5 protein-coding genes and 2 pseudogenes are annotated in these 12,979 nt (G+C 42.7%); all 7 read right to left on the reverse strand.

Annotated elements, in window-relative coordinates:
* Positions 1–25 precede the first annotated feature (25 nt).
* Entirely contained in the window at positions 26–8,665 is an 8,640-nt protein-coding gene (locus tag MKY24_RS13115; RefSeq protein WP_339202232.1) for an amino acid adenylation domain-containing protein, read from the reverse strand.
* Positions 8,658–9,938, reverse strand: a complete 1,281-nt coding sequence (gene ectB, locus MKY24_RS13120) for a diaminobutyrate--2-oxoglutarate transaminase (RefSeq protein ID WP_025719505.1) — start codon at positions 9,936–9,938, stop codon at positions 8,658–8,660. Before ectB ends, MKY24_RS13115 begins: the two co-directional genes overlap by 8 nt.
* 215 nt (positions 9,939–10,153) lie before the next feature.
* Entirely contained in the window at positions 10,154–10,561 is a 408-nt protein-coding gene (locus MKY24_RS13125; RefSeq protein WP_230486250.1) for a transglycosylase SLT domain-containing protein, read from the reverse strand.
* Between the two features lie 108 nt (positions 10,562–10,669).
* Positions 10,670–10,789 (reverse strand): annotated as a pseudogene (locus tag MKY24_RS13130) (carbohydrate-binding protein); the annotation flags it as partial.
* A gap of 305 nt (positions 10,790–11,094) precedes the next feature.
* Complete coding sequence (locus tag MKY24_RS13135) at positions 11,095–11,862, reverse strand: MFS transporter (RefSeq protein ID WP_339202234.1); 768 nt, start codon at positions 11,860–11,862, stop codon at positions 11,095–11,097.
* Positions 11,863–12,064: 202 nt separating this feature from the next.
* Complete coding sequence (locus MKY24_RS13140) at positions 12,065–12,565, reverse strand: MFS transporter (RefSeq protein ID WP_090738947.1); 501 nt, start codon at positions 12,563–12,565, stop codon at positions 12,065–12,067.
* A 72-nt stretch (positions 12,566–12,637) separates the two neighbouring features.
* Positions 12,638–12,964: pseudogene (locus tag MKY24_RS13145) on the reverse strand (isochorismatase family protein); the annotation flags it as partial.
* Positions 12,965–12,979 lie beyond the last annotated feature (15 nt).

Here is a 12,979-nt window from a genome sequence, read left to right on the forward strand (position 1 = left end):
CTATTTCATCTCTTTTAATTCCTATTTATAGATTTTCAATCATGCTTAAAATTTCTTCGATTTCCACTGTATCGTTAAGTCTATTTTTAATACTTTTTGCTATTGCCGAAATTGTAGGACCCATAAACACTTCTTTTAATGCAAATTCTATGTCAAATTCTTTATGAACCCTTGATACAAGATTGGTTGCCTTTAATGAGTCTCCTCCTAATTCAAAGAAGTTATCATTTACTCCAATCTTCTGGACTCCAAGGATTTGGCTCCATATCAGTACAAGCTTCTCCTCAATTTCACCGAATGGTGCAGCATAGTCTACCCCTGTATTAATATTTCCATCAGGGGCAGGCAGGGCATTTCTATCTACCTTGCCATTCGCTGATAAAGGCAGTTTTTCCAACTGTACAAAATATGAAGGGATCATGTAGTCTGGCAGATCTTTGGAGAGATACTCCCTTAATTCCGGTATTGTCAATTCACTTTCTCCAACTATATATGCACAGATGTACTTGTTCCCTTGGGGGTCTTCCCTTGTTGCTGCCACAACTTCTTTTATTGAAGAATGTTTTAGAAGCTGAGCTTCTATTTCTCCAAGCTCTATTCGGTATCCGCGGATCTTAACCTGATGGTCTATTCTGCCCAGGAATTCGATATTCCCGTCAGGCAGCCATCTTCCCAGGTCTCCTGTTTTGTACAGCCTTATCCCCTTTTCTTCTCTGAAAGGATCTTCAAGGAATACATGGGCTGTTTTTTCAGGGTCATTTAAATAACCCCTTCCTACACCTGTTCCAGAGACGCAGATCTCTCCTTTTACTCCGATAGGGCACAGGTTCATGTTTTTATCTGTTATATATAGATTCATATTTTGTATAGGCTTGCCTACAGGAATGTTCTCTCCTTCATGAGCAGCTTCCATAGTATATAGAGTAATATCGTCCGCTGCCTCTGCAGGTCCGTAGGCATTAACTACTTTAGTATTTGGACATAGGTCAAACCATTTCCTTACTATGCCGGATTTTACGGTTTCTCCCGTTATCAGCAAGTAATGAAGTTTTTCCGGTTTATTCCCTGTATTTTCCACATACTCAAGCATTAAAGCAAGGTATGAAGGTACCACCTCAAGGACCGTTATGCCATCTTCTATGATCCGATTCGTAAACCTTGCAACATCCTTTACTATTTCATCTGGATAGATGATAATTTGAGCTCCTATGGTTAGGGCTGCAAAGAACTGCCATACAGATACATCAAAGTATTGAGGCGAGTTCTGGGATATTATGCTGTTGTTAGTTATACAAAGTTCCTTTATTTCCGCATGGATGTGGTTTATCATGCCAAGATGCTCTATCATAGCTCCCTTTGGTACACCAGTTGAACCAGATGTATATATAACATAGGCCAAACTATTTATGTCTATATCTAGATCTAGGTTTTCGCCACTTTCAGCCTCAATCTCTTTTTCACACTGGTCAAGGTATATAATTCGGCCTTTATAGTTCTCACTAAGCTGCTGGGTCACATAATCTGATAAGGTCAACACATAGGCAGCTTTAGATTCCTTAAATATATCAAGCACCCTTTGTGTAGGGTATTTTGGATTTACAGGTATGTAAGCCCCCCCTGCTTTCCATATACCAAGTACCGATTCTACAAATAAGGGTCCCCTCTCCAGCATGACAACTACGGCTTCTTCTCTACCAGTGCCAGCCTTTAGCATGTACCTTGCTATCCTGTTTGCCCTTTGGTTGATCTGGCCATATGTAAATCTACGGCCTTCATACGCTACTGCTATATTGTCTGGACGTACTTTCGTCTGCTGCTCAAACAGGTGGTGTACCGTCAGGTGATGTTCAAATTCAACCTTCGTATCGTTAAAGCCGTATATTATTCGCTCCTTTTCTTCTTGGGATAACATATTGATTTCTGATAGTTTTTTTTCAGGGTTTGAGGTTATCTCTTCAAGGATATTAAAGTAATGCTGAACAAGCCTTTCTACCGTCTCCTTCTTAAACAGACGTGTAGCATATTCCATCCATAATATTATATTATGACCATCTGGTATCAACTGGAATGTTAGGTCAAATTTTGATGTTTTACTTTCAACCGGATATTTGGAATACTTTAATTCACCACGATGTTCCATAATATGCTCATCAGAAGGAACAATATTAAACATAACAGTAAATAAAGGATTTCTGCTTGAATCTCTCTTTACGTTAAGTTTTGTCACAAACTGATCAAACCTGTATTCCTGATTTTCATATGCTTCTAAGGAGCTTTCTTTTACTTCTTCCAAGAACTCAGTAAAGGCCTTATTTCCCTCTGGGAAATTCCTTAATGCCAGGGTATTTATAAACATCCCCAGTATTCTTTCAGTATCAAAATGAGTTCTTGCCGCTATAGGAGTACCAATAATTATGTCTTCCTGTCCTGAGTATTTATACATTAGTGTATTTAATGCCGCAAGAAGTATCATATACACGGTGGCTCCTGTTTGGGAGGAAAGTACATTTAATTTATCCATCAAATGACTGTCTAAATCAAATAGCAACCTATTTCCTTCAAAGCTTTGAAGGACAGGCCTAGGATAATCTGTAGGCATATCAAGGATAGGACTTTCACCCTTGAACCTATTAAGCCAGTATTCTTCCTGCTTTTTGTAAACCTCAGTGCTAAACAAGCCATTCTGCCACTGGGCAAAATCCTTATATTGCACCTCCATTGCCGGAAGGCTTTCACCACTTAATATAGAAACTATTTCATCAAAAGTCCTGATTATTGAAGTTCCATCCGAGACTATATGATGTACATCAAGCAAAAGTATTTGCCTGCTAGCATGGATTTCTATAAGACCTACTCTTATTAAGGGTGCTTTGCTTAAATCGAACGGTCTTACAAATTCATCGATTATTTTCTCTACTCCGTCTTCCTCAGACTCAAAATATTCTATAGTAAAATCAACTTCATCTTGTATCCTTTGCACAAGCTCCCCATCAATCATCTCAAAGGATGTCCTAAATGCTTCATGCCTTTGTATCAATGTTTTTAATGCTTCCCCAAGGGCAACCCTTTCAATCCCACCTTCAAATAAAATTCCCACAGGTATGTTATACCCAATGTTGTTACCCTCAAGATTATTAATGATATACATCATCTTTTGTGCAGATGAGGTTTCATAGTACTCTTTTTCAGAAACTTTAGGTATTCTTTCAAACTCAGCCTTACCCATATTTAGGGAATCCTGTTCTGAAATCTTTCCCGATTCGTATAGCTTTGATATCATTTGCTCGGAAAGATCGTATATGCTGGAACCCTTAAGAAGTTCTACTATGGAAACAGGTGTTTTAAAGGCAACCTCCATCCTGTTTTTTATTTCGGTGGCCATTAAGGAATCCATCCCAAAAACAGTTAGTGGTTGTTTGGTACTTAGATCCTCAGGATTATAACGCAAAACCTTCGCTACTATTGTTTTAATATGCATTTCAACGATATTCTGCCTGCTCTGTATTGGAGATGAAATAATATCCTCCAGGATATCAACATCCACCTTTGATTTATTTATATTCTCTTGTTGTCCTGACTCATCTTGCAAAAGAGTTTTAAGCACATGTGGAGAACTCATGGGTGAGAACCATTTTTCCCCAAACGTTTGCCACGAGAGTATAGGTAGAACCACAGACTGTGCAACAGCTTCTCCAACAAGGTGCTCCATAGCCCTAATTCCCTTTTCTACCGTTACAGATTCTATGGATTTTTGTATATAATACTCCGGATCACGTTCCATAAACCTTGCAGCCATTCCAACCTCTGACCATGGTCCCCAATTGATACTCAGTGCAGGAAGTCCTCTCGATAAACGGTAATGTGCAAGTGAGTCCAAAAAGGCATTCCCAGTTGCATATGCTCCCTGGCCTGGTGAACCAAATACAGAAGCAACTGAAGAAAATAAAATAAAGAAGTCAATAGGCCGTCCCTCTGTCATACGGTGAAGGTTCCATGCACCATTTACCTTAGGCGAAAGGACCCTATAAAAAGTCTCATCTTTACTAACCTCAAGAAATTGATCATCCGTAATACCAGCAGAATGTACAACACCTCGAATAGGAGGCCTTTCTTCCTTATCAAAATCTTTAAAAAATCCAGCAAGCTTTTCCTCATCAGTTACATCCACTGATCCAATATATACTGTTGCCCCCTGGGACTCCAGCTTACGAACAAACTCAATCCTCTCTGCAAGGCTGCTGCCTGGCTCTACATTGTTCCATTCAGAACGTTTTGGAAATTCTCCGCGTCCAAGCAGTACCAGATGTCTTGCTCCCTTGGCAACCATCCACTGGGCTGTAATCATACCTATGCCACCAAAAGCACCTGTAATAACATAACTTCCATCGGGGCGAAGATGTACGGGTACTTGATGCTGCATATCAATCCGCAGTTTATCGATTCTTGCTGCAAGTCTATTCCCATTACGGAAAGCAATTTGGTTCTCTCCATTACCTAAGACTTCTTTTAACAGCATTTCCATTTCACCCGCATTGGCCTCTATGTCAAGGTCTACAAGGCCTCCCCAATTTGAAGGCAACTCATGGTAACCTATGACGGTGCCAAGGCCCCATACCAACGACTGTAAGAATGCAGAATTTGGAGTAGCCCTGTTGATCATTTGGGCTCCTCTTGTAATAACCCACAGCTTAAAATTTAATCCCAGATTTGTGGTTGCTTGTACCAGGTGTTTTAATACAAACAGGTTTTCAAAACAAGCTTTTTCTATAGCTGTATTACTAACTTCCTGGATCTCAAGGATATTGAGGCTCCACATATATACAATACCTGTTAGCTTCGTTTTAATTTTTGAGAATTCATCAAACAACGCTCTAAGATCCTCAATGCTTCGAGGGTTTATATATATCTCACGCTCTTCATACTGCCAACCAAAATTCTCACCAGGATATACCATAAAGCATTCTTCTCCCCTTTTTTCAAGGAGATTTGCCAGTTCTTTTCCTGCTGCTTTATGATCCACAAAAATAAGCCATGCTCCAGAGTTAGCAGCAGCTGTGCGGGTATCAACTTCTTCACTTTTTAGAAGCTCCCAGTTTATCTCATAAAGATAATCCTTAACTCTTCCAGCATCAGACCCTCCACTATTTCCAAGTTCCTTAGTTCTTATGCCCAGTATTTCGGCGATTAGATTTCCGTCCTCACTATATAGACGGATGTTGGCGTTCAAATTATTATCTTTCCTATCTACCATCTGCGTATGACAAAGCATGACAGGCTCCGGCCTTCCATAAAGCTGCACCCTGTCTATTCCTACAGGTAGGAATGATTGGCCTTCGTTATTTTCATCTTCATTAAGTGGTGCAACTGCCGCAATGGTAACCTGGAAACAGGCGTCCAATACCGCCGGGTGAAGACCGTAGATAGAGCTATCAATCTCCAGTATTTTAGGGATCTCGATCCTGCCAAGAGCTTCGTTATCACCTTTCCATATCTTGTCTATACCTTGGAAATAAGGACCATAATGGAAACCCATTTGATAGAAGGTTTTATAACATACTTCTTTTCCGTATTCTTTGGTACAATTGCCAAGTATTTGAATCAACTCATCTTTAGCAGTGATCTTTATGTTTTGCCGTTTTCTTATTGTGCCGGATGCATTGCATGTCCAAGTCTTATCTTGTCCCGGTATCCTGCTTGAAATCTCGAATTTTGCGGTTTTTGGATCCAAAACCACCTGCACCACAGGTGATACTCCTTGATTTAAAAATAAAGCATTTTCAAACTTTATATCTTCAACTGTATAAAAACCCTCTCCAAAATAGCTTCTGGCACAAGCCATTCCCAGCTCTACATACCCTGCTCCGGGGAAAACTTCTATACCTTGTATTTTATGATCAGAAAGATACGTCATATAGGTAGTATTAAGTTCAATCTCCCATATAGGGCTGGAAGTTTTCAAACGGCGTCCTAAAAACTTGTGCTTATTTTTTCCCTGCCTAAATTCACTTGATTCCTGCGTTTCCATCCAGTATTTATCCCATTGCCATGGATAAAGAGGGAGACTTACAAACTCACCTTGGTACCGGTAAATCTTGTTCCAATCTATAGGGTATCCCAGTGCATATAGATTCCCTAAGTTCTCCAGTATTGAAACCTGTTCGTTTTCATTTCTTTTTATAGAGAACAACTTCTTACCTTCAACGTTTTTAGCTGACAGACAATCAGAAATAGAAGCTGCTAAAACAGGGTGAGGGCCCACCTCAATAAATAAGTTATAATTCAACGAAATCATTTCATACATTGCTGCTTCAAAACGTACCGGCTCTCTTACATTTTTATACCAGTAATGTCCATCACACTCTGTACCCGTCAGCATTTTCCCTGTAACCGTGGAATATATCGGTATCCCGGCAGGCTGGGACTTTATTCCTTTTAATGCCTCCAATAGCTCCTGCTCATATGGTTCCATTTGGTAACTGTGATACGCTACATTGACCTTTAAAAGCCGCGCAAAAACCCCCTTATCCTGCAACTGTTTTTGGATCTGCTCAAGGGCATCAGGATCACCTGACAAAGTTACCGAATTTGGGCTATTGATTGCTGCCATTGAAACACCTTTTATGTTCTCATCCAGCAGGGCCACAATTTCTTTTTCTGGTAAACCTACCGCCAGCATTGTGCCCTTGTTTACTGCTTTTTGCTGTGCACGGCTTCTGTGAATACTTACCAACATGGCATCTTCAAGGCTGTAAATTCCTGCAACATATGTAGAAGCCACTTCTCCAACACTGTGTCCTACCACCGCATGGGGTATAATACCCAAGGATTTCCATACTTCAGTCAAACCCACCTGAACAGCAAAATTGGCAGGTTGAGCAAACTGGGGCTGGTCCAGACGTGAATTCTCCTCATCGGCGAGAAGTTCCTCCAGTAGAGACCATCCAGCATACTGACGTGTAAGTTTATCGCATTTTTCTATCATATTTCTAAACACAGGGTCTTTTTCAAGGAGCTGTCTGCCCATAGCCCACCATATGGGCCCCATACCTGTATATACAAAAACAGCTTTATTGTACTTTCCTGCCTCAACATTTCCCGCAGACATCCCCTGGCGTGCTTGTCCTTTAATATACGCTTCCAGGTTTCCTGCAAGTTCTTCCTTTGAAGATGCCGAAACCGCTAGTCTATAGTCATGATGGGTGCGCTTTTTGCTCATCATGCTTCCAATATCATATAAAGAAATACTTTCTCCACTTCCATTAATAAAATCAACATACTTTTGCGCATAGTTTTTTAGCGCCTTTTCTGAGCGCGCAGATATGGGAATCATATATGGCCATCCGGTATTTACATTAACTTCAGGAGTACCCTCTTTTTGGAGATCTGTAGCTTCCTCCAAGAGGATATGGGCATTTGTTCCTCCAAAACCGAATGAATTTATGCCAACCAATGCGGGTTGCGGCAAAGGCTCCAGGGTCTGAGGAATTCGTATACATAAATCGTCAAAGGGAATTTTAGGGTTTGGATTCTTAAAGTGCAGATGTGGAGGTATTTGCTTATGCTTTATGATTAGTGAAGCTTTTATCAGTGCGGCAACTCCTGCAGCGGCCTCAAGGTGGGCAATGTTTGTCTTAACAGATCCGACAATACACTTTTTATCTTTTGGCCTGTCTGTTGAAACCACTCGTGCTATTGCATTAGCCTCAATAGGGTCTCCAACCGGAGTGCCGGTGCCGTGAGCTTCAATATATGTTATATCTGAAGGTGATATTCCTGCCTTTTTGTATACCTCCTTCATTAAGTTTTCCTGAGCCTGCCCGTTTGGAACAGTAATCCCGTCTGTGTGGCCGTCCTGGTTTACACCCGATCCACTTATTACGGCATAAATCCTATCTCCGTCTTCGATAGCATCTGACAGGCGTTTTAAAACCACAACGCCGGCTCCTTCTCCTCTTGCATAACCGTTTGCACTGGAATCGAAAGTTTTGCACCGTCCATCGGGAGATAAAAAACCACCCTTACTTTCCGCTATGGTATACTCAGGTGTAGCTATAACACTTACTCCGCCTGCTATTGCGAGATTACATTCATTATTCAATAAACTCCCGCATGCAAGGTGTGTTGCAACCAAAGAGCCCGAACACGCTGTATCTACAGACAAACTTGGACCTCTGAAATCATATATATATGAAATCCTGTTGGACAACATTGTCATCATCATACCCGTTGCCGAATGTGTATCTAAACTTTCAACCGATTCGTTTTTAAATTGTATTGCTTGATAGTCAAGGGTGAAGCCCGCTACAAAGACACCGGTATTGGTTCCTGCTAGCTTGGCCGGATCCAAGCCTCCATCTTCCATTGCTTCCCATGATGTCTCCAGCATCAGTCTTTGCTGTGGATCAAGAAAGGCCGCTTCCCTTGGAGAAATACCAAAAAACAAAGGGTCAAACTCATCTATTTTATCTAAAAATCCACCATGACAGGTGTAATGCTTGCCTGGCTTTGATTTGTCAGGATCATAAAACTTTTCTAAATCCCAGCGGCCTTCGGGTAAATCGGAAGTCATATCTTTTCCCGCAGTCAATGCTTCCCAGAACTCCTCAGGCCCCCTTATTCCTCCTGGCAAACGGCATCCTATTCCTATAATGGCGATTTTATCCATAACTTTCGACCTCCAATACTTTATTTATATTCTCTTGAATAGCTTGTCTGATAATTGAACAACCCTGCTGCAAAAGTTCAAGCTCGATGGTTAACGGAGGCATAAGTTTTATAACACTGTCTTTTCTTCCTGCGCTTTCGATGATTAAACCGTTTTGGTAACATTCCTCTACTACTTTTTGCGTGATTCGCTCATCCTCCACATTGGAAAAATCAATACCCCAAATCAAACCTGCACCCCGAATGGTCAGGCCCTTATGTAATGACAAAATCTGCTTGGTTAAATATTCTCTTACAAATGCTTCCTTATATTTCACAGACTGTTCCAAATTATTCATTTCCCAATATTCCAACGCAGCTGTAGCTCCAATGAAAGCAAGCTGGTTTCCCCGGAACGTACCGTTATGCTCACCAGGCTTCCAGACATCAAGTTCCGGTTTCATCAGCAGAATAGACATGGGAAGGCCATACCCGCTGATTGACTTGGAAAGCAGTACAATATCAGGGATCATCCCGGCACGTTCAAATGAAAAGAACGGTCCGGTGCGTCCGCAGCCAACCTGAATGTCATCGCAAATCAGTAGAATACCGTGTCTGTCGCTAAGTTCCCTCAGCCTGAGCATCCATTCGGGTGAAGCTATATTTACGCCGCCTTCCGCCTGAATGGTTTCAAATATAATAGCCGCCGGTTTTTCGATTCCCGAGTGACCGTCGTTTAGAACGGCTTCCATGTATTCAATAGTATCGAATGAGTCAATTGGACTCTCGGAGTATGGGAAAAAGGTAACATCGGATAATGCTATGCCGGAGGAAGATCTTTTCTGAATGTTGCTGGTAACAGCCAGACTCCCCAGCGACATTCCGTGAAATCCTCCCATAAACGCAAATATACCAGTCCGTTTAGTGATCTTTCGGGCAAGCTTCAGCGATGCTTCTACAGCGTTTGTACCTGTAGGCCCGCAAAATTGAATTTTATAGTTTAACTTTCGGGGTTCCAATATGATCTGCGAGAATTTTTCGATAAATTCACGTTTCGCTTTTGTGTACATATCAAGCCCATGAGTAATACTGTCCGATTCAAGATAAGCGAGTATCTTTTGTTTGATGTATTCGTTGTTATGTCCATAATTTAAAGCTCCTGCTCCTGCAAAAAAATCAACAAATTTCTTTCCGGATTCTGAATAAATCAGTGCACCTTTAGCCCGGTCAAACACATCGTAGAAGTTTCTACAATATGCTCTTACGTTGGATTCATACTGCTCAAAAATTTCCATACTCATAATTCCTCCCTTAAACTGAAGTTAGTGTTTAAACACTAACTTCAGTTTATTTTTCCGGCCCAATCCACATCCATGTTCTCTCCCGGCTTGTGGTGGATGTGCATCGTTGCCTTTGTCCTCCCCCGCCCACTCCCGGTATTACTTACAAAACTGGGTGTACATGTACGGTAGGATTGTAAAACCTGCAAGGGTGGAAAATAAATAACATCTTAGTTCTTACCGCCATAGCCCTTATAAGTAGCGTAAACTGCATCTGCATATTGATTGGCCAGAATAGGACGGCCATAAGAGTCTGTAGCTCCCGGATACCAGTTATCTCCTCCGTTATAGTGTAATAAGCCATTATATATGTTGCCGAATCTAGTAATCTTTTCATTTAAAATCAGTCCGCCCAAGCATACCTGATCTTGTTCACTGCCGTGATTATAAGCACGGCCAAATTTTGAGCTGAATTGAGATAAATAAGCATTACGTGTGTTTGGTTCTACCTGCATCAATCCGTCGCCGGCTGATGGACTGCCTGGTAAGCCTGCTCCAAAGCTGCTTTCCTTTTTGATCACAGCACTCAGCAATAAAGCAAAATCTCCGCCTTTACCGAATTTATCGCCCGCATTCATTGTGTATGTCCATATGTGGCTTGGAACTTCGGAAGGCTTTGTTACTGAAGGACCTGTTGGTGGCGTTGTTGGCGGTGTTGTAGGTGGCGTAGTTCCGCTGCCGCCTTTCTTCCATAAAGCAGGAACATTGGATGGTTCCCAGCCTACAAGGGAAGTATGTGCCTGAAGACAGGTATAAGTACTTCCACTATATGTTACTGTATCATTTACCGCATATGCAATATTTGGACGTTCATACAATATTTATACCATAACGAACATTGTTCGTAAAGAACAATGTTCGTTATGTGTTAGAACACCTACATGTTCTAACTTTAGAACTCTCATCTTTTTCGCGCCTCCAAAAGGCGGAATTTAGGAGAAGAGGATATCTTGTTGTCGTGTGAAAGTATATCGCAACGCTCCACTACCCGCCGGATATATATCGCTAGCTCCAGAAGTTTGGGCTTACCGGACGCGCTGGGGTTATGGCGGCAGCCGCAGGACCGATCGATGAGGATCGGACGGATTGACGCGGCATCAATGCGTCAAAGTCAAGAGGCCGCTGAAGAGCTTTCGTAAGCTTTTTTCTGTTGCGGACGGAACCACGAGGCAGCAAGAGCGAGTAGAGAAGTCCCTATTAGTGCGATGATGACCCAGCGGTAACCGTGAATGACGAAAGCAAAATCAACGGCAGAAATCACATTGTTCTTTCCGGAATACAGCACGTTCTTCAGGTGGGCTGGCAGCGCTGCGCCGACGATGGTTAAAGAAAGAGCCGTACTCAGCACTTGACCCAAGTTATATAGCATGGACCGCAGTCCATTCGCCACCCCGCGGCTTTGCTCCGGAACGCTTGACATGATCTCCGTCGTATTGGGGGTAAGGAATAAACCGGTCCCGACCCCGATTAACAACATGCCGCAAGCGGTGACCCCGTAAGAGAAATTTCCACCGACCACGAATAGGAGTAGTAGTAGTCCTGCTATAGAAATAAGAATTCCAAGTGAGGCCAGAACTCGAATGGCCGCCTTCTTAGTCAACATGCCAGCAATCGGAGAAATGACCAACATCCCTATCGTAATTGGAAGGATCCTTAGACCGGCATTAAGCGCGTTTTGGTGGAAGGCAAATTGGTAATAGAGAGCGAAGAGCAGAGCAACCGCCGTACGGGCAAAAGAATTAAAGAATGTAGCGATGTTCCCCATACTGAACGTCCAGCTTTCAAAAAGGCTTAAATCTAGTAGAGGTGATGCTGAACGATGCTCATGCCATAAAAATATAGTAGTAAATATGGCGAATATCGCAAAACCTCCGATCACCTGCTTGTCTCCCCAGCCCAGTTCTCCCCCCCTTGGATAAAGCAATGATTAGACCCGCTAAAGCGACAAAGATCATGATGCCTCCATATCCGTCCACTTTTTTATGGAGCTGCGCTAGGGGCTTCACCCTTAGAATCCAGAGCCCCCAGATGAGAGCAATGATCCCGAAGGGAACATTAGACCAGAACACCCACCTCCAGCCTCAGGCGGTCGTGACCACGCCGCCGACGACCGGGCCAAGCACCTGCGCGACGGAAGCGGACAATAAATTCAGACCGAGACCGGTGCCCAGCTGCGATTGGGGAAACGCATCGGTAATCAGCGGTGTTGTGTTCGTCACTACGAGCGCTCCTCCGGCAGCCTGTACGATCCGAAGAAGGATTAGTACCTCTACATTAAAAGCATAACCGAGTAGTAAACTGGATACGGTAAAGATGGCCATTCCTATTAAATACATTCGGCTTCTTCCGAAAATATCCGAAATTTGTCCGAAGATTAAAATCAGGATAGTGTTTACCAGCATATAGGAAAGTAAAATCCAGCTGGAAGCTGCCGCATTCGCATGAAATTGCTGGCTTAATTCCGGCAATGCGACATTAAGCGTTCCGATATTGACCAGAACCAGGAACGCTCCGAGACTGGTTACAGATAAGACATACCAGGGGTACATCCTATCGGACTTGGGACTTCTCTTTTGGGTCATAGAGACCAACCTCCTGAAATAAAAAAACGACCCCTGGAACCTGATAAATCCAAGGGCACATCTCCTTTGGGTTCAAACTTCAGCAAAGGCAGAAATGATTTCCTGTGTTGTCCGAACACGCCCGATGCGTGGAAAAATAAAATTTTTCACGTGATCGTGCTCGGCTTGAGAAAACCCGGTCATGGCATCGATCGCCAAAATCAGCTGATACCCATTCATAAACGCTTCCCGCGCGGTCGTATCCACGCCAAGCCCGGTAGCGATGCCGCATAAGACGATGGTGTCGATTCCCCGGCGACGCAACTGCAGGTCGAGCTCCGTTCCGTAAAAAGCTCCCCATTGCTTTTTAGTAATGATGTGGTCTGTTTCGGCGACCCGCATTTCCGGGACGATTTGATCGCTTGCTGTAGCCGG

Source organism: Paenibacillus sp. FSL P2-0322 (assembly GCF_037975315.1).
In the GTDB taxonomy this organism is placed as follows: Bacteria; Bacillota; Bacilli; order Paenibacillales; family Paenibacillaceae; genus Paenibacillus; species Paenibacillus polymyxa_B.

Coding starts and splice junctions, on each gene's coding strand:
- ectB (WP_025719505.1), bottom strand. CDS start 9,938: ATGGAAATTTTTGAGCAGTATGAATCCAACGTAAGAGCATATTGTAGA.
- MKY24_RS13115 (WP_339202232.1), bottom strand. CDS start 8,665: ATGGATAAAATCGCCATTATAGGAATAGGATGCCGTTTGCCAGGAGGA.
- MKY24_RS13125 (WP_230486250.1), bottom strand. CDS start 10,561: ATGAATGCGGGCGATAAATTCGGTAAAGGCGGAGATTTTGCTTTATTG.
- MKY24_RS13140 (WP_090738947.1), bottom strand. CDS start 12,565: ATGACCCAAAAGAGAAGTCCCAAGTCCGATAGGATGTACCCCTGGTAT.